General features: G+C 75.1%; 22 protein-coding genes. 17 read left to right on the top strand and 5 right to left on the bottom strand.

Features of this window, described 5'->3' with window-relative positions; genetic code table 11:
• Positions 1-46: 46 nt before the first annotated feature.
• The 11 genes from OG550_RS15890 to htpX all read left to right on the top strand — a co-directional run bounded on the left by OG550_RS15890 (position 47) and on the right by htpX (position 11,450).
• Entirely contained in the window at positions 47-463 is a 417-nt protein-coding gene (locus OG550_RS15890; RefSeq protein ID WP_327678046.1) for an NADH-quinone oxidoreductase subunit A, read from the top strand.
• Entirely contained in the window at positions 454-1,101 is a 648-nt protein-coding gene (locus OG550_RS15885) for an NADH-quinone oxidoreductase subunit B (RefSeq protein ID WP_327678045.1), read from the top strand. The genes OG550_RS15890 and OG550_RS15885 overlap by 10 nt, the downstream gene beginning before the upstream one ends.
• Positions 1,098-2,444, top strand: a complete 1,347-nt coding sequence (locus OG550_RS15880; RefSeq protein WP_327678043.1) for an NADH-quinone oxidoreductase subunit C — start codon at positions 1,098-1,100, stop codon at positions 2,442-2,444. The genes OG550_RS15885 and OG550_RS15880 overlap by 4 nt, the downstream gene beginning before the upstream one ends.
• Positions 2,441-3,400, top strand: a complete 960-nt coding sequence (gene nuoH / locus OG550_RS15875) for an NADH-quinone oxidoreductase subunit NuoH (protein WP_442906004.1) — start codon at positions 2,441-2,443, stop codon at positions 3,398-3,400. Before OG550_RS15880 ends, nuoH begins: the two co-directional genes overlap by 4 nt.
• Positions 3,397-3,954: a NuoI/complex I 23 kDa subunit family protein gene (locus OG550_RS15870; RefSeq protein WP_327678041.1), complete on the top strand. Its 558-nt coding sequence runs from the start codon at positions 3,397-3,399 to the stop codon at positions 3,952-3,954. Before nuoH ends, OG550_RS15870 begins: the two co-directional genes overlap by 4 nt.
• Complete coding sequence (locus OG550_RS15865) at positions 3,951-4,712, top strand: NADH-quinone oxidoreductase subunit J family protein (RefSeq protein WP_327678038.1); 762 nt, start codon at positions 3,951-3,953, stop codon at positions 4,710-4,712. Before OG550_RS15870 ends, OG550_RS15865 begins: the two co-directional genes overlap by 4 nt.
• A complete protein-coding gene (nuoK, locus tag OG550_RS15860; RefSeq protein ID WP_327678036.1) occupies positions 4,712-5,089 on the top strand; it encodes an NADH-quinone oxidoreductase subunit NuoK in 378 nt (125 codons plus the stop codon). Before OG550_RS15865 ends, nuoK begins: the two co-directional genes overlap by 1 nt.
• Complete coding sequence (locus OG550_RS15855; RefSeq protein WP_327678034.1) at positions 5,086-7,131, top strand: NADH-quinone oxidoreductase subunit 5 family protein; 2,046 nt, start codon at positions 5,086-5,088, stop codon at positions 7,129-7,131. Before nuoK ends, OG550_RS15855 begins: the two co-directional genes overlap by 4 nt.
• 57 nt (positions 7,132-7,188) lie before the next feature.
• Entirely contained in the window at positions 7,189-8,745 is a 1,557-nt protein-coding gene (locus OG550_RS15850) for a complex I subunit 4 family protein (RefSeq protein ID WP_327678032.1), read from the top strand.
• Between the two features lie 2 nt (positions 8,746-8,747).
• Positions 8,748-10,412, top strand: coding sequence for an NADH-quinone oxidoreductase subunit N (locus OG550_RS15845; RefSeq protein WP_327678030.1), 1,665 nt, complete (start codon positions 8,748-8,750; stop codon positions 10,410-10,412).
• Between the two features lie 174 nt (positions 10,413-10,586).
• Positions 10,587-11,450 (top strand): zinc metalloprotease HtpX, encoded by an 864-nt coding sequence (htpX, locus tag OG550_RS15840; protein ID WP_327678028.1) that lies wholly within the window; start codon positions 10,587-10,589, stop codon positions 11,448-11,450.
• A gap of 80 nt (positions 11,451-11,530) precedes the next feature.
• On the opposite strand, the gene OG550_RS15835 is transcribed toward htpX, so the two are convergent.
• Positions 11,531-13,000, bottom strand: coding sequence for an aminotransferase-like domain-containing protein (locus tag OG550_RS15835; protein WP_327678026.1), 1,470 nt, complete (start codon positions 12,998-13,000; stop codon positions 11,531-11,533).
• Between OG550_RS15835 and OG550_RS15830 the strand changes: the two genes are divergently transcribed.
• Complete coding sequence (locus tag OG550_RS15830; RefSeq protein ID WP_327678024.1) at positions 12,999-14,042, top strand: DMT family transporter; 1,044 nt, start codon at positions 12,999-13,001, stop codon at positions 14,040-14,042. The genes OG550_RS15835 and OG550_RS15830 overlap by 2 nt on opposite strands.
• 108 nt (positions 14,043-14,150) lie before the next feature.
• On the opposite strand, the gene OG550_RS15825 is transcribed toward OG550_RS15830, so the two are convergent.
• Positions 14,151-14,705 (bottom strand): DUF7144 family membrane protein, encoded by a 555-nt coding sequence (locus OG550_RS15825; protein ID WP_327678022.1) that lies wholly within the window; start codon positions 14,703-14,705, stop codon positions 14,151-14,153.
• A gap of 277 nt (positions 14,706-14,982) precedes the next feature.
• On the opposite strand from OG550_RS15825, the gene OG550_RS15820 reads away from it, so the two are divergent.
• The 4 genes from OG550_RS15820 (at position 14,983) to OG550_RS15805 (ending at position 17,377) form a co-directional block, all read left to right on the top strand.
• Entirely contained in the window at positions 14,983-15,447 is a 465-nt protein-coding gene (locus OG550_RS15820) for a BlaI/MecI/CopY family transcriptional regulator (RefSeq protein ID WP_327678020.1), read from the top strand.
• A gap of 16 nt (positions 15,448-15,463) precedes the next feature.
• A complete protein-coding gene (locus OG550_RS15815) occupies positions 15,464-16,417 on the top strand; it encodes a M48 family metalloprotease (RefSeq protein WP_327678019.1) in 954 nt (317 codons plus the stop codon).
• A 142-nt stretch (positions 16,418-16,559) separates the two neighbouring features.
• A complete protein-coding gene (locus OG550_RS15810) occupies positions 16,560-16,835 on the top strand; it encodes a hypothetical protein (RefSeq protein ID WP_327678017.1) in 276 nt (91 codons plus the stop codon).
• 140 nt (positions 16,836-16,975) lie between these two features.
• Positions 16,976-17,377 (top strand): YccF domain-containing protein, encoded by a 402-nt coding sequence (locus tag OG550_RS15805; RefSeq protein WP_327678015.1) that lies wholly within the window; start codon positions 16,976-16,978, stop codon positions 17,375-17,377.
• Between the two features lie 78 nt (positions 17,378-17,455).
• On the opposite strand, the gene OG550_RS15800 is transcribed toward OG550_RS15805, so the two are convergent.
• A complete protein-coding gene (locus OG550_RS15800) occupies positions 17,456-18,466 on the bottom strand; it encodes an NADP-dependent oxidoreductase (protein ID WP_327678013.1) in 1,011 nt (336 codons plus the stop codon).
• 177 nt (positions 18,467-18,643) lie between these two features.
• Between OG550_RS15800 and OG550_RS15795 the strand changes: the two genes are divergently transcribed.
• The gene (locus OG550_RS15795) at positions 18,644-19,585 is read left to right on the top strand and encodes a LysR family transcriptional regulator (RefSeq protein ID WP_327678011.1); all 942 of its coding nucleotides are present in this window, start codon (positions 18,644-18,646) and stop codon (positions 19,583-19,585) included.
• A 31-nt stretch (positions 19,586-19,616) separates the two neighbouring features.
• On the opposite strand, the gene mug is transcribed toward OG550_RS15795, so the two are convergent.
• Complete coding sequence (gene mug / locus OG550_RS15790; RefSeq protein ID WP_327678009.1) at positions 19,617-20,204, bottom strand: G/U mismatch-specific DNA glycosylase; 588 nt, start codon at positions 20,202-20,204, stop codon at positions 19,617-19,619.
• Positions 20,201-21,280: a phosphatase PAP2 family protein gene (locus OG550_RS15785; RefSeq protein WP_327678007.1), complete on the bottom strand. Its 1,080-nt coding sequence runs from the start codon at positions 21,278-21,280 to the stop codon at positions 20,201-20,203. Before OG550_RS15785 ends, mug begins: the two co-directional genes overlap by 4 nt.
• Positions 21,281-21,416 lie beyond the last annotated feature (136 nt).

Here is a 21,416-nt window from a genome sequence, read left to right as displayed (position 1 = left end):
TAGGACCGCCCTGAGGGCGGTTTCACGGCCGATGTGGAGGCGAGGCATGGAGGGGCAGCAGGTGGCCGTCGCCGCGGCCGACCCGGCGGCCGGCAGCGGCTACTTCGACGCGTACGCCGCGATGGGCCTGCTCGCGGTCGTGGGCGTGCTCTTCGTCGTGGTGGCCTTCACCGCGAACCGCCTGCTGCGGCCGGTGGTGTACTCGCCCGAGAAACTCCTCGCCTACGAGTGCGGCGTGGACCCGGTGGGGGAGGACTGGGCGCACACCCAGGTCCGCTACTACGTCTACGCCTTCCTGTACGTGATCTTCGCGGTCGACGCGATCTACCTGTTCCCGTGGGCGACCGTCTTCGCCTCCGCCGGCTACGGCGCCGGGACGCTGATCGAGATGTTCGTCTTCATCGGCTTCCTCGCGGTCGGACTGCTCTACGCCTGGAAGAAGGGCGTTCTGGAATGGACGTGACGCACACCCACCAGCACGGGCACGGCACCTCCGGCGGCCCGGTCCCGCTGGGCGTGCCCGACCCGTCGCGCCCCGGCGCCGCCGTCGAACGGCGCGGCATCGGCCCGCTGGCCCGGCTCGCGCCGGACCCGGTCAAGGTCGTCCTGAACTGGGGGCGCCGCTACAGCCTCTGGTGCTTCAACTTCGGCCTCGCCTGCTGTGCGATCGAGTTCATCGCCGCCTCGATGGCCAAGCACGACTTCATCAGGATGGGTGTCATCCCCTTCGCGCCCGGTCCCCGGCAGGCCGACCTGATGATCGTCTCGGGGACGGTGACCGACAAGATGGCACCCGCCGTCAAGCGCCTCTACGAGCAGATGCCCGAGCCGAAGTACGTCATCTCCTTCGGCGCCTGCTCCAACTCCGGCGGCCCCTACTGGGACTCCTACTCCGTCACCAAGGGCGTCGACCAGATCATCCCGGTCGACGTCTACGTGCCCGGCTGCCCGCCCCGCCCGGAGGCGCTGCTCCAGGGCATCCTCAAGCTGCAGGAGAAGATCGCCGAGGAGTCGCTCCCCGGCCGCTACACCGCACCCGCCGCCGCGCTCCGCCGCCCGCTGGTGGCCGGTCCCGGTACCGCCGAGGGAGGGGCCTCATGACCACGGCCGAGCAGTACGCGGCGTCGGTCGGGGAGTGGGCGACCGGCGCCGAGGCGTACGGGCTGACCACCGTCGACGTCCCGGCCGAGCACTGGATCGAGGCGCTCACCGCCGCCCGGGACACGCTGGGCCTCGGCTTCTTCGACTGGCTGAGCGCCGTCGACGAGCTGGCCGAGGGCTTCTCGGTGGTCGCCCACCTGGCCGGCGTCGACGCCCCCGGCGTCCGCCACCTGGCGCTGCGCACCCGCGTGCCGCGCGACGGGGCCGCGCTGCCGACCGCCGTGTCCGTCTACGCCGGTGCCGCCTGGCACGAGCGCGAGACGCACGAGATGTTCGGCATCGACTTCCCCGGGCACCCCTACCCCGCCACCCTGCTGCTTCCGGACGGCTTCGAGGGCCACCCGCTGCGCAAGGAGTTCGTGCTCGCGGCCCGGGTCGCCAAGGCCTGGCCCGGTGCCAAGGAACCGGGCGAGTCCGAGGGCGACGGTCCGGCGCGGCGCAAGATGCAGCCGGCCGGTGTGCCGGACCCGAACGAGTGGGGGCCGCTCAAGGGCACCCTGCCGCCGGTCGCCGAGCGGCCCGCGCGTGCCGCGCGCGCCGCGGGGGCGGCCCGGACCCCGCGTGCGGCGGGGGCGGCGGGAGCCGCGGCCCGGGGTGCGGCGGCCGGTGCCGGTGCCGCGAGCGGTACCGAGGGCGGTGCCGAGGGCGCGGCCGCGGTGCGGGCCGACCGGCCGCGGCGGACCAGGACGGTCGGCGACGGCTCGGTCAGCCAGGCGGCGGAGCCGTCCGGGGCGGCCGAGGGTGCCGGAGCTCCCGCGTCCGGGGCGGCCGAGGCGGCCACGCCGCCGGTCCGGGCGGACCGGCCGCGCCGGGTCCGGTCGGTCTCGGACGGCTCGGTGAGCCAGGCGGCCGACGCGGGGGCCGCCGCCCCCGGGGACGCGGCCGCTCCCGGCGATGCCGCCGTTCCTCCGGGTGCCGCTCCGGCGGCCTCGGGCGAGGAGGGGCCCGGACGTCCGGCGCCCGCGCGGACCCGGTCCGCCGACGCGCCCTGGCACAGCCCGGTACCGGCTCACGACGAGCCGGTGAAGGCGGCCGCCGAGGAGACGGCCGAGCCGACCGCGGCACCCGCGCCGACTGCGGCACCTGCGGCACCCGCGCCGACTGCGGCACCTGCGGCACCCGCGCCGACTGCGGCACCTGCGGCACCCGAGCCGACTGCGGCACCCGAGCCGGGCGGGAAGGGCGACGACGGCGACGACGCCGACAAGGGCGCCGACCGCGGCAAGGGCGACCAGGGTGAGACGCCGGCCGACCCGGCCGGCCAGGACGGAGACAGCGCGTGAACCTGCTCGACACGGTGCTGCGCTGCGTCGCCACACTGGTCGTCTTCCTCACCTTCCCCCTGCTCATCGGCCAGACCGAGCACAAGGTGATGGCGCACATGCAGGGCCGTCTCGGCCCGATGTACGCCGGCGGCTTCCACGGCTGGGCACAGCTGGTCGCGGACGGGGTCAAGTTCGCGCAGAAGGAGGACATCGTCCCGGCCGGCGCGGACCGGCGGATCTTCCAGATGGCGCCCGCCGTCTCGCTGCTGCCGTACCTCTTCGTGCTGCTCGCGATCCCGGTCGGCCCGGACGGCTTCGTCGGCCAGGCGGTGGACGCCGGACTGTTCTTCGTCCTGGCCGTCATGGGCGTCGGCGTGATCGGCAAGCTGATGGCCGGCTGGGCCTCGGCCAACAAGTTCTCGCTGCTCGGCGGTCTGCGGACGGCCGCGCAGCTGATGTCGTACGAGCTGCCGATGGTGCTCGCCGCCGCCTCCGTCGCGATGGCGGCCGGGACGCTCTCGCTGCCCGGGATCCTGGAAGCCTGGGAGTGGTACTGGATCCCGTGGCAGATCATCGGCGCGTTCGTGTTCTTCACGGCGGGCCTGGCCGAACTGCAGCGCCCGCCGTTCGACATGCCGATCGCCGACTCGGAGATCATCTTCGGCGCGTACACCGAGTACACCGGTCTGCGCTTCGCGCTGTTCCTGCTCTCCGAGTACGTGGGCATCCTGGTCGTCTCCGCGCTCACCGCGGTGCTGTTCCTGGGCGGCTGGCACGGCCCGCTGCCGGACCAGCTCGGCTGGCTGTGGACCATCCTGAAGACCTTCGCGCTGGCCTTCGTGGTGATCTGGCTGCGGGTCACCTACCCCCGGCTCCGCGAGGACCAGCTGATGCGCTTCGCGTGGATCGTGCTGATCCCGCTCGCCCTCGTCCAGCTCGCCCTCACCGGCATCATCAAGGTGGCGATCTCATGAGCTTCCCCGGCGCCGGCCTGGCCAAGGGCCTGGCCGTCACCCTGCGGACGATGACGAGGAAGAGCGTCACCGCGCAGTACCCCGAGGTGCAGCCCGTCCTCCCGCCGCGTTCGCGCGGCGTGATCGCGCTGCTGGAGGAGAACTGCACGGTCTGCATGCTCTGCGCCCGCGAGTGCCCGGACTGGTGCATCTACATCGACTCCCACAAGGAGACGCTGCCGGCCGCCGACCCGAACGCCCGCGCCCGCACCCGCAACGTGCTGGACCGGTTCGCCATCGACTTCTCGCTCTGCATGTACTGCGGGATCTGCATCGAGGTGTGCCCGTTCGACGCGCTGTTCTGGTCGCCCGAGTTCGAGTACGCGGAGACGGACATCCTGGAGCTGACCCACGAACGGGACCGGCTCCGCGAGTGGATGTGGACCGTGCCGGCGCCGCCCGCGCTGGACCCGGCGGCCGAGGAGCCCAAGGAGATCGCCACCGCGCGGAAGGCGGCGGACAAGCTGGCCGCCGCCGCTGCCGCGGCTCTCGAACAGGGGGGTGACGCGCAGTGAGCGCCACCGCCCTGCTCGCCGCGGCCGGACCGCTGGACCCGGCCGCCCGCTCCTTCCTCTCCCCGACCGGGGTGGAGATCGTCTTCCTGCTGGTCGGCATCGCCGTGCTCGGCTCGGCCGTGGTCGCCGTCACCACCAGGCAGCTGGTGCACGCCGCGCTCTGGCTGGTGGCCGCGCTCGGCGGGCTGGCGGTGGAGTTCCTGCTGCTCACCGCCGAGTTCATCGCCTGGGTCCAGGTGCTGATCTACCTGGGCTCGGTGGTCGTGCTGGTGCTGTTCGGGCTGATGCTCACCAAGGCGCCGATCGGGCGCTCGCCGGACGCCGACTCGGGCAACCGGTGGGTCGCCCTGGTGGTGGCGCTGGCCTCGGCCGGCACCCTGGTGACGCTGGTCGTGGACGCCTTCCGGACCTCCTGGATCGACCTCGGCGCGGGCGGCGGCTCGGCGGCGGTGACGGGCGCGAGCCTGTTCCGGACCTGGGTGCTGCCGTTCGAGGCGCTCTCGGTGCTGCTGCTGGCCGCCCTGGTCGGCGCGATCGTGCTGTCGCGCGGCGGCGGCCGGCGGGTGCCGGTGCCCCGGGCCGGGCGGATCCGGGCCGGCAAGCCGGTGGGCTCGAACGGGACGGTCGCCGCGACCGCGCCGAAGGCCGCCCCCACCGCTCCGGCAGCCCCCGCGGCTCCGGCCGGCGTGGCCGCCGAAGGCGCGGACGGCGCCGGCGGTGCCCCCTCCGCTCCGACCACCCCCGAGCAGGAGGGCTGATGCACCTCGCCTACCCCGCCGTCCTCGCGGTGCTGCTGTTCAGCGTCGGCGTGTACGGCGTGCTCGCCCGGCGCAACGTCATCCTGGTGCTGATGTCGGTCGAGCTGATGCTCAACGCCGTCAACCTCAACCTCGTCGCCTTCGACGTCTGGCTGCGCGACTCGCTGCACGCCGGCCAGGCGCTCACCCTGTTCACCATCACCATCGCCGCCGCCGAGATCGGACTCGGGCTCGCCATCGTCCTGCTGCTGTTCCGGGCCCGGGGCACCGCGGACATCGACAAGGTCACCTCGCTCGGTGACCCGGCCGAGTCCATCACCGACGCCGGGGAGGCGCCGGTCGGAGCCGAGGCGCTGAAGGGCCAGGCCGCCGCATGAACCTCGCCCTGCCCGCCCTCGTCCCCGCCCTGCCCGCGCTCGGCGCGGCCGCCACGCTGGCGGTCGGCAAGCGCGCCCCGGGCCTGGCCCGGCCGCTGGCGATCGTGCCGGTCGCCGTCTCGGCCGTGCTCGCCCTGGTCGTCGCCCTCCAACTCGGCACCGGCCGGTCGCTGGACGTCGCCACCCGGCTCACCCCGACCGGCGGCCCGGACATCGCGCTCGCGTTCCACCTGGACGGCTACACCTCGCTGATCTCCGTGCTGGTCGGCCTGGTCGCCACCTGCGTGCAGGTGTACTCGACCGCCTACCTCAAGGACGACCCCCGCTACCCCTCCTACGCGGCGCTGGTCTCGCTCTTCACGGCCGCGATGTTCCTGGTCGTCTACTCCGGCGACCTGATCGTGCTGCTGGTCGGCTGGGAGGTCATGGGCATCTGCTCGTACTTCCTGATCGGCCACCACTGGGAGACCGAGGACGCCCGCTCGGCCTCGCTCAAGGCCTTCCTGGTCACCAAGCTCGGCGACGTGCCGTTCCTGTTCGGCATCTTCCTGCTCGGCGCCGACGCCGGGAGCTTCCGGATCGAGGACGTGCTGCGGGCCGCCGGCGACGGGCAGCTCGGCCACCCGACGCTGACCGCGCTGCTGCTCCTCGCCGGTGTGGCCGGGAAGAGCGCGCAGTTCCCGCTGCACACCTGGCTCCCGGACGCGATGGCCGGCCCGACCCCGGTCTCCGCACTGATCCACGCCGCCACCATGGTCGCGGCCGGCATCTACCTGGTCGCCCGGCTGCTGCCGGTCTTCCTGCTCTCCGGCGCGGCCCTGGTCGTGCTGGCGGTGATGGCCGCCGTGACGATGATCGGCTCGGCGCTCTGCGCGCTCGCCCAGGACGACCTCAAGCGGGTGCTCGCCTACTCGACCGTCGGCCAGCTCGGCTACATGGCCGGCGCGCTGGCCAGCGGCGACCGCGAGGCGTCCGTCTTCCACCTGGTCAGCCACGGCGCCTTCAAGGCACTGCTCTTCCTCGCCGCCGGTGTGGTGATCCACGCCGCGCACACCAACTCGATCTCCGTGATGTCCCGGATGCCCGGCCTGCGCAAGCGCGTGCCGGACGCCTACTGGACGATGGGCATCGCGCTGGTGGCCCTGGTCGGCCTGCCCCCGTTCTCCGGCTTCTTCAGCAAGGAGGCGGTGCTGACCGCCGCCGAGCACGCCGCCAACGGCGAGGCGCTGACCAACGGCCTCGGCCCGGCCTCCGCCGTGCCGCAGGCGGCCGGGTGGATCGTGCTGATCTCGGCCGGGATCACCGCGCTGCTCACGGCGGCGTACGCGACCCGGCTGTTCCTGGTCGCGTTCCACAGCCCGGCCGCGGCCGGTGCCCCGGCGGCGGCCCCCGCCGTCGACCACGGGGCCGACCACGAGGCCGACGCGCCGTACTCGCCCGAGGTGGACGAGGCCGACCCGGCCACCGCCGAGCCGCCCGCGATGCGCTGGCCGCTCTGGGTGCTGGCGGTCCCGACCGTCGCCTTCGGCGTCACCAGCCTGCGCACGGACTGGCTGCCCGCCCTGCTCGACGGCGGCTCGCTGCGGCCCTCGGCGGTCACCGCCGTCACCGGCACCGGCCTCGCCGTGGTCGGCATCCTGCTGGCCTACGGCGCCTGGCGCTCCGCCACCACCCGGCTCGGCGCCGGACGGCCCGCCCCCGCGGCGGCCGGCCGGGTGCCCGAGCAGGCCGGAGCCCCGGCCGCCGAGGTGATCGTCGCCGACCCCGGACGCGCCCTGCTCGGCCCGCTGTTCGGCCCGGCCCGGCACGGCTTCGGCGTCGACCGGCTGTACAGCACGCTGTTCGTCCGCCCGGTGGCCGCCGCCGCGGGCCTGGTCCGCTTCCTCGACCGCGAGGTCGTGGAGACCTACGTGCGCGGCAGCGGGGTCGGCGCCAACCTGCTCGGCCGGGCCGTCCGGCTCGCGCAGACCGGCAACGCGCAGACCTACCTCAGCGTGCTGCTCGCCGGCGTCGTCCTGCTGGTCGTCCTGGTGGCGGTGTAGCCGGATGAACCAGCCGATCCGTTCCACCCCGTCGACCGCAGCCCGTAGGAGCCCCCGATGAACGCGGTCCTCATCGCCCTCCTGGCCCTGCCGCTGCTCGGCGCCGCGCTCACCCTGGCGCCGGTGTTCGGCGCCGACGCGGCCGTCGCCGACCGGCGCGCGCTGCGCTTCACCACCGTGCTCACCGGCGCCGTCCTGCTGCTCACCGTCGTGCTGGCGGCGGGCTTCGACCACGACGAGCCCGCCCGGATGCAGGCGACCACCGACGTGGCCTGGATCCCGGCCGTCGGCGTGCGGTTCCACCTCGGCGTGGACGGCGTCTCGCTCCCGCTGATCGTGCTGACCTCGCTGCTCACCTTCCTCTGCGCGCTGTACTCGGAGCGGCGGCTGCCGTCCGGCGAGGGCGTGCCGTCGGCCCGGTCCTTCGCGGGGCTGTTCCTCCTCCTCGAAGTGGGCATGCTCGCCACCTTCTCGGTGCTGGACCTCCTGCTCTTCTTCCTGGCCTTCGAGATCGTGCTGATCCCGATGTACTTCCTGATCGCCCGCTGGGGCAGCGGGGCCAAGGCGCCGGCCGCCAACCGGTTCATCCTGTACACGCTGCTCGGCTCGGCCGTCATGCTGCTCGGGTTCCTGCTGGTCGGCGGCAAGGCCGGCACCTTCGACATGCAGGCGCTGGCCGCCGCCCACGGCTCGGGCCTGAGCCACTCCACCCAGGTGATCGCCGCGCTGGCGATCATGGTCGGGCTCGCGGTCAAGGCCCCCGCCTGGCCGCTGCACAGCTGGCTCCCGGACGCGCACACGTCGGCCCCGACCGTCGGCTCCGTGCTGCTCGCCGGCGTGCTGCTGAAGATGGGCACCTACGGCCTGGTCCGCGTCCTCCTCCCGGTCGTGCCCGACGGCACCGCGACGCTCGCCCCCTACCTGGGCGCGTTCGCCGCCGTCGGCATCGTCTACGGCTCGCTGGCCTGCCTCGCGCTGGCGCGGCCGGGCGCCAAGGGCGACCTCAAGCGTCTGATCGCCTACTCCTCCGTCGGCCACATGGGCTTCGTGCTGCTGGGCATCGCCTCCCTCACCCCGGTGGGCGTCAACGGCGCGCTGTTCGCCAACATCGCCCACGGTCTGATCACCGGTCTGCTCTTCTTCCTGGTCGGCGCGATCAAGGACCGCTACGGCACCGCGGACCTGGACACCCTGGCGGGCACCACCGGCGCCGCCCTGTACGGGCGGGCACCGCGGATCGGCGCCCTGCTCGCCTTCGCGGCCGTCGCCAGCCTCGGCCTGCCCGGGCTGGCGGGCTTCTGGGGCGAGCTGCTCGCGATGTTCGGCGCGTTCGACCCGGCCGAGGGCCTCTCGCGCCCGGCGTTCGTCACCTACATGGTCATGGCCGGTCTCGGCACCCTCCTCACCGCGGCGTACCTGCTGATCGTGGTCAGGCGGGTCTGCATGGGCGACCCGAAGCAGCCCGCCCCGGTGGCGGAGCTCGCCGACCTGCACCCGTACGAGGCCGTCAGCTGGACGCCGCTGGTCGCCCTCACCCTGCTGGCCGGCCTCTGGCCCGCGCTCCTGCTCGGCCTCTCCGAGCCCGCCGTCAAGCACCTCCTCGGGGGTGGCTGATCATGGTCGGCACCCAGCTGAGCGCCCAGCTCCTCGGCACCCAGCTCCTCAGCACGCAGCTCGGCACGGGCAGACAGCCCGGCACCGCACTCGGACCTCACTCCACGGGGCAGCCCACTGTGACCTCCCTCGCCGTAGCCAACCCGGGCAGCCTGATCCAGTCCGTGGACTGGGTGGCGATCGCGCCCCCGCTGATCGCCGCGCTGGCCGCCCTCGCCGTGCTGGTCACCGACCTGTTCCTGCCCGAGCGCCACCGGAGGCTGCTGGGCCGGCTCACCGCCGGCGGACTCGCCCTGGCGCTCATCGCACTCCTCCCGCTCACCGGGGGCTCACCCCGAGCCACCTTCTGTGCGCAGAACGTAACAGGCGCCACCGACAACGCAGGCTGCTCGTACGTCGCCGACCACTTCGCCCTGGTCTTCCAGCTGCTCGCGCTCGGCGGCGCGCTGATCGCCGCCCTGCTCTCCGCGCACACCGTGGAGGACGAGAGGCTGCCCGGCGGCGAGTACTGGTTCCTGCTGCTCTCCAGCGCCGCCGGCGCCGCCCTGCTGCCCGCCTCCCGCGACCTCGCCACCCTGGTCATCGCCCTGGAGGTGGCCTCGCTGCCGGCCTTCGCGCTGGTCGCGCTCCGCCGCGACGGCCGGGGGGCCGAGGCCGCGCTGAAGTTCTTCCTCTCCTCCGTCACCGCGACCGCCGTGATGCTGCTCGGCGTCGGCTTCGTCTACGCCGCGAGCGGCAGCCTGCACCTGGGCGCCGTCGCCACCGGTCTGGAGCAGGCCCCCGCGCAGCTCAGGCCGCTGGCCGAGGCCGGCGCGGTGCTCACCCTGGCCGGCTTCGCCTTCAAGGTCGCCGCCGTGCCGTTCCACTTCTGGGTGCCCGACACCTACACCGGAGCGCCGCTCCCGGTCGCCGGCTACCTCTCGGTGGTCGGCAAGGCGGCCGGCCTCGCCGGACTGGCGCTGGTCACCACGGTCGCCTTCCGGCCGTACGCGCACACCTGGGGCCTGGTGCTGGCGGTGCTGGCGGCCGTCACGATGACGGTCGGCAACGTCGGCGCGCTGCGCCAGCGGTTCGACACCCGGTTCAGCGCGGTGCGGCTGCTCGCCTGGTCCTCGGTCGGCCAGGCCGGCTACCTGCTGGTGCCGCTGGCCGCCGCCGGGTACGCGCCCACCGGCACCGACCCGCTGGGCGCCACCGCCGCGTACGCGCTGATCTACGGCGTGGTCAACCTGGGCGCCTTCGGCGTGGTGGCGGCGGTCGGCCGCCGGGCCGGGACCAGCGTCGACGACTTCCGGGGCCTGTTCGCCCGCCGCCGCTGGACGGCGCTGGCCCTGGCCTTCTTCCTGCTCTGCCTCGCAGGGCTGCCGCCGGGCGTGATCGGCCTCTTCGGCAAGGTGGTGGTGTTCCGCGCCGCGGTCGACGCCGGGCTGGGCTGGCTGGCGGCGGTGATGGCGGTCAACGTGGTCGTCGCCCTGTCCTACTACCTGCTCTGGACGGCGCGGCTGTTCGCCCCGGCGCAGGCCCCCGCCGAGGCCCCGGCCGCGGCCTCCGAGCGGCGGCTGCCGGTCACGCTGACGGCCGCCCTGGGGCTCACCGCCTCGGCCGCCGTGGTGCTGTCGGTGGCCCCGCAGCTGGTGCTCCAGGTGGTCGGCGGCACGCTGTTCTGAGGCGGGCGGGGAAGCCGTCGTGAGGCGGGTGCGGGAGCCCCGGCGCGCCTGAGCTGGTCCTCCGGTCGGGTGTCGCGCTGGTCACAAGGGAACAAGGCCCCGTGCCCCACCCGTTGACCGGGCAAGAGGGACGAGGCAGGAAGGGCTTCCCCACGCGCCATTGGAGGGCCAGCCGTGCACCGCCGGCACAACGGACTGAGGACCGCCGCACTGCTCGGCGGCCTCTCGGCGCTGATCCTCGTGATCGGCGGCTTCTTCGGCCGCACGGGCCTCGTGATCGCCCTGGTGGTCGCCGTCGGCACCAACGCGTACGCGTACTGGAACAGCGACAGACTCGCGCTGCGGGCCATGCGGGCCCGCCCGGTGAGCGAGATCGAGGCGCCGCGGCTGTACCGGATCGTCCGGGAGCTCTCCACCTCGGCCCGCCAGCCGATGCCCCGGCTCTACATCTCGCCGACCCCGGCCCCGAACGCCTTCGCCACCGGCCGCAACCCGCGCAACGCGGCGGTCTGCTGCACCGACGGCATCCTGCAGCTGCTCGACGAGCGCGAGCTGCGGGGCGTCCTCGGGCACGAGCTGAGCCACGTCTACAACCGGGACATCCTGATCTCCTCGGTGGCCGGGGCGCTCGCCTCGGTGGTGATGTTCCTGGTGAACTTCGCCTGGCTGATCCCGTTCGGGCGCAGCGACGACGACGACGGCCCGGGCCTGTTCGGGGTGCTCGCGATCATGATCCTCGGCCCGCTGGCGGCCTCGCTGATCCAACTGGCCGTGAGCCGCTCCCGCGAGTACCAGGCCGACGCCGACGGCGCCCGGATCACCGGGGACCCGCTCGCCCTGGCCTCCGCGCTGCGGAAGCTCGACATCGGCACCCGGCAGCTGCCGCTGCCGCCCGAGCCGCAGATCCAGACCGCCAGCCACATGATGATCGCCAGCCCGTTCCGGCCGGGCGAGGCCGGGGCGAAGCTGTTCTCCACCCACCCGCCGATGGCCGAGCGGATCGCCCGTCTGGAGCGGATGGCCGGCCGCCGGGACTGACCCGCCCCGCCCGGGCCCGCCGTCACCCGCCCGGGCGGACGGACCGTCCCGCCCCCGGTCGGCTCCGTCCGGCCGGGCGCTCAGCCGGTCGTCTCCTCGTACGCCCGCCGGAGCCGCCGGACGCCCTCCGTCACCATGGCCGCGCTGTCCGCGGCCGCGTAGCTCAGGCGCAGGTGCGGCGCCGGGGGCTCGGCCGGGTGGTACGGGCGGCCCGGGGTGACCAGCACCCCGGCCCGCAGGGCGGCCGCGGCGAGCACCGTCTCGTCGGTGCCGTCCGGGAGCCGCAGCCAGAGGTGGTACCCGCCGGGCCGGTGCGCGCCCAGCAGGCCCGGCAGCTCGTGGCGCAGCGCCGCCACCGCGGCCCGCCGGCGGTCCCGCAGTTCGGCGCCGAGCGTCCGCAGGTGGCGGGCCCAGCCCGGGTCGGAGACCAGCTCCAGGGCGGCCTCCTGGAGTGGCCGGGGCACGAAGAAGCTGTCCACCACCTGGGTGGCGCGCAGCCGCTGCCGTGCCGGTCCGCGGGCGGTGAGCGCGCCGATCCGCAGGTTCGGCGAGGTGGCCTTGGTGAGCGAGCTGAGGTGGACCACGACGCCGTCCGGGTCGTCGGCGGCCAGCGGGCGGGGCAGCGCGGGCGCGTCGGCGTGGACCAGCCGGCGGGCGAAGTCGTCCTCGATGACGAAGGCGCCGGCCGTCCGGGCGATCCGCAGCACCTCGGCGCGCCGGCCGGGGGAGAGCACCGCGCCGGTCGGGTTCTGGAACAGCGGCTGGCAGAAGAAGACCCGGGCCCGGGTGGCGTCGAAGGCGGCCGCGAGCAGGTCGGTGCGCACGCCGTCCCCGTCCACCGGGACGGGGACCGGCCGCAGCCCGGCGGCGCGGGCCACCGCGACGGCGCCGGGGTAGGTCGGGGACTCGACCAGCACGGGGGCGCCCGGGGCGGCCAGGGAGCGCAGGGCGATGGTGAGCGCGCTCTGCCCGCCGGCCGTGATCAGGACGTCGCCCGCCCCGAGCGGCCCGCCGCTGCCGCCGATGTCCCGGGCGAACCAGGAGCGCAGCTCGGTGAGCCCGTCCACCGGCGGGCGGTCCCAGGCGCCCGGCCGGCGCCCGGCCCGGGCGAGTGCGGCGGCGAGCAGGCGCTCGGGCTGGAGCGAGGCGTTCGGGTAGCCGCCGTTGAGGTCGAGCACGTCGGGCGGCGGCACGTTCAGGACGCCGAACATCGGCGCGGCGCCGGCACCGGCGTCGCGGGTGCCGGCGTCGGCGCTCAGCGCGACCTCCTGCCAGGAGAGGTCGCCCGGGCGGGCGTGCGGAGCGGCGTGCGGCGGGGCGGCCCCACCGGTGGCGGCGGCCGCCGCGGTCCGGAAGACCCCGGCGCCGGGCCGGGAGACCACGAGGCCCTCCGCCGCCAGCACGGCGATCGCCCGTGAGACCGTGCCGGGGCTGACCTGGTGCCGCTCCATCAGGGCCCGGCTCGACGGCAGCTTCCGTCCCTCGGGGTAGCGCTGCACCTCCAGGCGCAGGCTGTCGGCGAGTTCGGCCACACTGCTACGCTCGTTCATGAAGGCACAAGATAGCGCTACCCGGTCATCGGCGATAGCAGCGAAGCCCACGATCCGCGCCGGTGCCCCCGGCCCCCTCGGTGCCGGCCCCGCCGGAGGCACTGCCGGAGTCCCCGCCGGAGGCATTGCCGGAGGAACAGCCGCAGGCCTCGCCGGAGGCACCGCCGGCACCGTGCTCGCGGCGCTCGGCGTCCTCTCCTTCTCGTTCAGCTTCCCCGCCACCTCCTGGGCGCTGACCGGCTTCGGCCCGTGGACGGCGACCGGGCTGCGCGGTCTGCTGGCCGGCCTGATCGCCGCGCTCTGCCTCGCGGCCGCCCGCGTCCCGCTGCCCGCCCGCCGGCACTGGCCGGGTCTGCTGGTGGTCTCGGCGGGCTGCGTGCTCGGCTTCCCGCTGCTCACCACACTGGCGCTGCAGACCTCCTCGACCGCGCACTCGGCGGTGGTCATCGGCGTGCTGCCGCTGGCCACCGCGACGGTCGCGGCGCTGCGGGCGGGCCGGTCGGGCGGGGCGGGCACCGGCGCGGGCGGCCGACCGTCCCGGGCGTTCTGGGGCGCGGCACTGGCCGGCGCCGCGGCGGTGCTCGGCTTCACGCTGCTGCAGAGCCACGGGCGGCCGGGCGTCGCCGACCTCTACCTGTTCGCGGCGCTGCTGGTCTGCGCCGCCGGGTACGCGGAGGGCGGGCGGATCTCCCGCGAACTGCCCGGCTGGCAGGTGATCGGCTGGGCGGTGGTCGCCGCACTGCCGGTCACCGGGCTGATCACGGCGCTGGCGCTGCCCGCGGAGCCGGTCGCGTTCGGGGCGAAGGCGGTGACCGGGCTGGCGTACACGGCGGCGGTCTCGCAGTTCGGCGGGTTCGTGCTCTGGTACCGGGGGATGGCGGAGATCGGCGTGCCGCGGGCGAGTCAGCTCCAGCTGGCGCAGCCGCTGCTGACGCTGGTCTGGTCGGTGCTGCTGCTCGGCGAGGAGCTGCCGGCGGCGGCGCCGGTGACGGCGGTGGCGGTGCTGCTCTGCATCGCCGTCACCCAGCGGGCCCGGACGTGAGGCGGGGCCGCCCGGGCCCGCCGTGTCCGGCCCGGGCCCGGACGGCCCGCGGTCAGCGGCCGGCGCACGGCCGGGCGCCGGTGCACGGTGCCCGGCCGGAACCTCGGATCAGTGGGCGGCGTCCTCGGGGCGGTACACGCAGAGCGCCCAGATGATGAAGACGTCCAGCGCGATCACGACGAACGACCAGAACGGGTAGTACGGCATCGCCAGGAAGCTGTCGGCGGCGCTCACCACGGTGAGGAGGACACCGGCGTAGCGGGCCCAGGCGGCGCCCTTGAGGACGAACGCGCCCACCACGGCGACCAGCGCGCCGACGACGATGTGGATCCAGCCCCAGCTGGTCAGGTCGAACCGGAAGACGTAGCGGGCGGAACTCACGAAGACGTCGTCCTCGTGGACGGCCATGATGCCCCGCAGCACCTCCATGGTGCCGTTCAGGAGCATCAGGACACCGGCGAACACCACGAGGCCGGGCGCCCAGTCGGCGAACCCGTGGGCCGGGGGCGGCGGCGCGCCGAGGCGGGAGCGCCAGGGCGGGGGCTGGTCCGTGCGGGGCTTGTCCGTGCGGGGCGGGTCCGCCCCGGGCCGGTCGGTTCCGGGCTGATCGGCAGGGGGCTGATCGGGAGAGGGCTGATCGGGAGGGGGCGACGTGTTGCTCATGGGTACCTCCAGGGCCGGACGCCGAGGCCGGGCAGGTGCCGGACGGGCGTGCGGACTTCGACCGTCCACCCCCGCCCGGCGCCGGGCAACCGGGCGCGCCTGTTCGGGTGACCCGCGCCGCGCACCGCCGGTCGGCCTCCGGCGGGCGCCTCCTCCCGGTCGCCCCGCCCGTCCGCCGGCCCCGCCCGTCCGGCCCGCCGCCCGCGCCACCGGACCGGCGGAGGCCCTGACCAGCGCCGACACCGGGCCCCTTTACCTGCTCGTTAGGATGGCCGGCATGGCAGAGGACACCAACACCCCGGTGGCCGGGGACCCGCGGGCCCGGCGGCGCGGCCAGGGCGAGCTGGAGGCACAGGTGCTGGCCGTGCTCCAGCAGGCGCCCGGCCCGGCCACGGCCGGATGGGTGCAGGAACGCCTCGACGGCGACCTCGCGTACACCACCGTGATGACCATCCTCTCCCGGCTGCACGCGAAGAACGCCGTCTCCCGGACCCGCTCCGGCCGCTCCTACCTCTGGCAGGCGGCCTCCGACGCGGCCGGCCTCGCCGCCCTGCGGATGCGCCGGGTCCTCGACGGCGAGCCCGACCGGGACGCCGTGCTCGCCAGCTTCGTCACCGCACTGCTCCCGCACGACGAGGAACTGCTGCGCACGCTGCTCGACAGCGCCTCCGCGGCCGACCCGCCGCAGTCCCCGCCCCTGCCCTCCCCGTCGGCCACGTCGATGCCCGACCGCCAGAGCTGAGCCCGAGAACCGAACCGTGGGCGTCTTCGTCTTCCTCCCGCTCATCCTGCCGCTGACGGCGCTGCCGATCGCCCGCCTCACCGAGCAGCACCTCCACCCGCGCGGCGCCGCCCGCCTGCTGACCGGGATCAGCATCGTGCTGGCGCTGTGCAGCACGCTCTGCCTCGGCCTGATCGGCGTGGTCGGCACCGCGCAGATCCCCGGCAACCCGCTGCCCGACAGCTGGTCCGACCCGGAGGTCAGGGCGGCCCTGCCGTACCACGAGACGGTCGGCACGGCGGCGCTCCTCGTCCTCGCGGCGGTGCTCCTCGCCGTCGCCCGGACGACCGTCCGCCACCTGCGGATCCGAGCCCGTGCCCGGCGCGCCCTCGGCCGAGCCCTGCCCGGCGCCTCCGACGTCGCGCTGCTCCCCGACCCCGCCCCGTACGCCTACGCGCTGCCCGGTTCCGGCCGGTCGCCCGGGCGGGTGGTGGTCTCCACCGGCATGCTCGCCGGCCTCGCCGACGACGAGCGCGCCGCCCTGCTCGCCCACGAACGCGCCCACCTCGCCCACCGCCACCACCGCCACCTGCTGGCCACCCAGCTGGCCGGCTGCGTCAACCCGTTCCTGCGCCCGCTCCAGCGTGCCGTCGCCTTCAGCGCGGAGCGCTGGGCGGACGAGGAGTCCGCCCAGGCCGTCGGCGACCGCCGCATCACCGCCCGCGCGGTCGCCCGGGCCGCCCTCGCCTCCCACCGGGCCCCCGCCTACGCGGCCTTCCCCGCGTTCGCCGCGCCCGGCCCGGGGCCCGTGCCCCGCCGGGTCGCCGCCCTCCTCGGCCCCGTCCCCAGCTCCCGCAACTGGCCGCCCGCCCGTACCCCCGCCGGACTCGCCGCCCTGGTCGCGGCGCTCGGCACCGCCGCCTCGGCCCTGTCCGCGCTCAACGCGGCGGTGGCCCTGCTGCTCGTCCTGAAGGCGGTCACCCCGCTGTAGCGGAGCCGCACCCGGTGCGGAGCGCGACGGTCGTGTGCGCACGGATGGCTTTCAGCGGTAGCGCTTCGTATGCGCACGTGTGGAAATGGTGACAGCCGGTGTTCCCACCGGAACGAGAACCACGCCTCGAAAGGGCCTCTCCATGCGCACCATGCACCGCATCCTCGCCGCCGCCGCCGTCGTCCTCCCGCTCGCCGTCTGCGGCGCCACCGTCGCCTCCGCCGACGCGGCCGGCGTCGTGCCGGTCGCCCACTTCGACAAGGGCGCCTTCGCGGTCGGCCCCGACGGCAGTGCCGCGCACTTCACCAGCGTCCACTTCGGCCCCGACGGCGCCAGCTACTTCGAGGGCTTCCTGATCATCGGCGAGGACGGCGTCGCCGGCAGCTTCACCGACACCGGCATCGGCATCGAGGGCTGACCCGCCGGGCCCCCGCCCCGCTCCGCGCCGACCGGACGTCCCGGTCGGCGCGGAGCGCCGTGCGTGGCGGCGTAGACACGGGCGCCGGCGGGAATGGCTGGTCATAGGGGCTGTCCGTCGTCCGTGAGAGGGTGCCAACCATGAAGGTGATCGGCTTCGTCCTGAACGTCCTCTGGTTGGTCTTCTGCGGTATCTGGATGGCGATCGGCTACGTGATCGCGGGAATCATCTGCTGCGTGCTGATCATCACCATTCCCTTCGGCATCGCCTCGTTCCGGCTGGCCGGCTTCGTCCTCTGGCCGTTCGGGCGGAAGGCGGTGGAGAACCCGGACGCCGGGGCGCCGTCCTGCGTGGGGAACGTGATCTGGCTGGTCTTCGCCGGCTGGTGGCTGGCCCTCGCGCACCTGATCACCAGCATCCCGCTGTTCATCTCGATCATCGGCATTCCGTTCGGCTGGGCGAACCTCAAGCTGATCCCCGTCTCGCTGATGCCGCTCGGCCGCGAGATCGTCTCGACCGACGAGCCGTGGGGCGCGCGGTAGCCGACGCGCGTTGACCGGGTCGGCGGGGGCACCGCCTCCGCCGGCCCGGTCGTGCGCGCGGGGCGGGCGGTCGGCGGATCAGGCGTCGGCGAGCCGGACGATCATCTTGCCGGTGTTGGCTCCCCGGAGCATGCCGAGGAAGGCGTCGACGACGTGGTCGAAGCCCTCGACCACCGTCTCGTCGGGGGCGATCGCGCCGGAGCGCAGGTGCGGGACGAGGAAGTCGTACAGCTCGGGGCGGGCGTCGAGGTGGTCGCGGACCAGGAACCCCTCCAGCCGCAGGCTCTTGCCGACCACGTCGAAGAGGTTGCGGGGGGCGGCCGGCGGGTCCTGGAGGCGGTCGTACTGCGCGACCGCCCCGCACCAGGCGATCCGGCCGCGGTCGCGCAGGGCGCCGATGGCGGCTTCGAGGTGGTCGCCGCCGACGTTGTCGAGGTAGACGTGCAGGCCGTCGGGGGCGGCCTCGCGGAGGCGGTCGGCGATCGGGGCGTCGTGGTAGTCGAAGGCGGCGTCGAAGCCGAGCTCCCCGGTGAGGTGCTCCACCTTGGCGGCGGAGCCGGCGCTGCCGACGATCCGTCCGGCGCCGAGCAGGCGGGCGATCCGGCCGGCCGCCGTGCCGACCCCGCCGGCGGCGGCCGAGACGAAGAGCGTCTCACCCGGCTGGAGGCGGGCGACCCGGGTCAGGCCGACCCAGGCGGAGAGGCCGGTGCCGCCGAGGATGCCGAGGTGCGCGCTGAGCGGGACCCCTACGAAGTCCGGCAGGACCGTCGTCTCGGCGGCGCCGACCACCGAGTGGGTGCGCCAGGCCCGGCGGTGGTGGACCAGCGTGCCGACGGGGAGGGACGGCGCCCGGGACTCGACCACCCGGCCGAGGGCGCGGCCCTCCAGCGGGGCGTGCAGCTGCCAGCTGCCGGTCTCGTCCATCTCCTCGCGCATGTACGGGTCGACCGACTGGTGGGTGTTCTCGACCAGTGCCTCGCCGTCGGCGAGCGGGCGGACGGTCTCGTCGAGGAAGGCGAAGTTCTCGGCGGTCGGGGCGCCGGTGGGGCGGGAGACGAGGTGGACGACGCGGGCGGTGGGTCGGGACACGGTGGGCTCCGGGATCGGTGGGGCGGTGATGATCACCGTAGGGAGCCGGCGCGGGCGTGGGCAGGGGGCGGCGGTGATGGGTGGGCCGGTTCCATGAGCGGAATCGATGGACGGGGCGGCGGGGAGGTAGGTTCGGCGGCACGGGAAGGTGGCGCTGGTGGACGACGGGTGGTGCGGGTGAGGAGCGAACGGGCGGGCGGCACGGGGGAGCCGGCCCCGGACCTCGCCCCGCACGAGCTGCGCGTCCTGGTCGCGGTCGAGGAGGAGAAGGGGTTCACGGCGGCGGCCGCGCGCCTGGGGACGAGCCAGTCCGCCGTCTCGCACGCCGTCCGTAGCTGCGAGCGGAAGCTCGGCGCGGTGCTCTTCGACCGGGGGCGCCACGGCGCTCGACCCACCGAGGCGGGCGCCCGGGCCGTCGCGTACGCCCGCCGGGTCCTGCGGCTGCTGGCGGCGATGGGTCCGGAGGTGCGTGCCGCCGGCGCCGGCGACCAGGCCGCGGCGGTCACCGGGACGCTGCGGATCGCCGCCTTCCGCAGCGTCGCCGCCCACCTGCTGCCGCCCGTACTGGCCCGGCTCACCGCCCGCCACCCGGGGCTCACCCCGCAGGTCCGGATCGTCCGCGAGATCGGGCGCGGTACGGCCGGCGAGGTCGCGGACGGCCGCGCCGACCTCGGGCTCGCCACCCTCGACGCGAGCGCGCCGCCGCCGGTGCCCGGGCTGGTCTCCGTCCGGCTCTTCGAGGAGGAGTACGCGCTGGCGCACCCGGCGGGTCACCCGGCGCCGCGCGGCCTGCCGCTGGTCGACTGGGACGAGAACTGCGGCTCGTACACCCGGGACTGGTGGGACCGGCAGGACTGGATCCCGCCCGCCACCATCGACGTCGAGGACGACACGGTGGCCGTCTCGCTGGTGTCCCAGGGGCTGGGGATGGCGATCATGCCCCGGACCGCGCTGCTCGGCGCCCCGGCCGGGCTGGCCGTCACCAGCCTCGGGCCGCACCCGCCGACCCGGCACGTCGGGTACGTGACGACGCCGGAGCTGGCGGGCACGGCGGCGGTGCGGGCGCTGATCCGGGAGCTGCGCGGCCTCACCCTGCCGGACGGTCCGGCCGCGGCGTGAGGACGGGCGGGACCCCGCGGGGCGAACGGACTCAGCGGGCCGCGACGGCCTCGCGCAGCCTCGCGAACTCCGCCGCCAGCGCGTCCAGGGTGTAGTGCGCGTTGAGGCCGCTGGGATTGGGCAGCACCCAGACCTCGGTCCCGCCGATCGACTCCTCCTGCCGCCCGACCACCGCGGCCCGCCGCCCGAAGGCCGTCCGGTACGCGCCGATGCCGAGCACGGCCAGGACCTGAGGCTCCAGCCGCAGCACCCGGGCGGTGAGCGCGGCGCCGCCCTCGCGCAGCTCCTCGGCGGTGAGCTCGTCCGCCTTGGCGGTGGCGCGCGGGGCGACGTTGGTGATGCCGAGGCCGAGGGCGGGCAGCCGGTGCTGCTCGTCCGGGCGGAACTGCTCCGGGGTGAAGCCGGAACGGTGCAGCGCGGGCCAGAACCGGTTCCCCGGGCGGGCGAAGTGGTAGCCGGTGGCGCCGGACCAGAGGCCGGGGTTGATGCCGCAGAACAGCACCCGCAGGCCGGGGGCGGCGACGTCCTCGATGGTGGTGTCGCGGGCGGCGAGCAGCTGTTCCGCGGTCGGCTTCGACGGGCGCGCGGGCTTCTCCGGGGCGGTGGGCTTCTCGGTCACCCGTCCAGTCTGCCGGGGCCGGCGGGTGCTCCGGCGGCCGGGGCGCCCGCGGCCGGGACCGCCGCCCGGACCGCCGCCCGGCTCGCGGCGAGCGACCTGGCCCGCCGCCGCGTCCGCAGCCACCGCACCCCGAACACCACCGCCGCCGCGTACGCCCAGCCGACGAACACGTCCACGATGAAGTGCTCCGCGCCGTACACCAGGGTGAACGTCATCGCGAGCGGGTACGCGACCAGCAGCGCCCGCAGCGGGCGGGAGGCCGTCGGCCAGAAGAAGAACAGCAGCATCGCCGGGTACGCCGAGTGCAGCGAGGGCATCGCGGCGACGTCGTTGGCGAACCGGCTGCCGTTCTCGAAGATCGACCCGGCCCGGGGCAGCCCGCTCTCCGTCAGCACGTCCGACACCACCCGGGTCAGCGCCGGCAGGTGGCCCTCCTGGGAGGCCAGCCACGGCGGGACGGCCGGGTACAGGATGTACGTCGCGAAGCCGGCGAAGGTCAGCCCCAGGTAGCAGGTGAGCAGGTGCCGGAACCGGTCGTGGCGGCGGCGCCAGAGCACCGCGAGCACGACGAAGACCAGGAAGAAGTGCGACATGTAGACGGCGACCGCCGCGTAGTCGTACCACTGCGGCGAGCCGGGCGTGTAGAGCCCGTGCTGGAGCCGGACGGTCAGGGTCTCACCCAGTCCGATCAGTTCGTCCGCCCGTTGCTGCGGCCACAGGTACGGCCCCCACGGGGTGCGCGCGCCGTAGCCGCGCAGCAGCGAGTACGTCCAGACGACGGCCATCACCGGCACCCAGTCGCGCAGTACGAGGAGGAAGCCGCGCGGGCCGTGGCCGCTGTGCACGCCTGCCGCCAGCAGGGCTCCGATCAACCAGAGGAACACCACGTCGTTGGAGTACGGCAGCCCGTAGGCGCGCACGTACCAGAGCAGGGCGAGCAGGTAGAGCGGCCACGCCAGCAGGCGGAGCCGGGACAGGGCGCCGGGGCGCGCGCCGTTCCGGGAGCCGGTCGCCGGACGCAGCCGCCCTGCGCCCGCTGGAGGGGTCGGCGGTGCCGGACGGAGCATTCTGGTCATGCCGGTCGAAGCTAGCAAGGCATTCTTGGAGAACTCTCGGTGCGAACGGCCGCCCTTCCAGGAACACCTCAGAAATGCCCCGTGCGGCGGAACGGCGCTCCGGGCCCGTCGCCGCCGGACCCGCCCCGCCCCAGGC

This window comes from Kitasatospora sp. NBC_00458 (assembly GCF_036013975.1).
Taxonomy (GTDB): Bacteria; Actinomycetota; Actinomycetes; order Streptomycetales; family Streptomycetaceae; genus Kitasatospora.
Note: the sequence above shows the minus strand (reverse complement) of the source record. Positions and strands in the feature narration are given on the sequence as shown.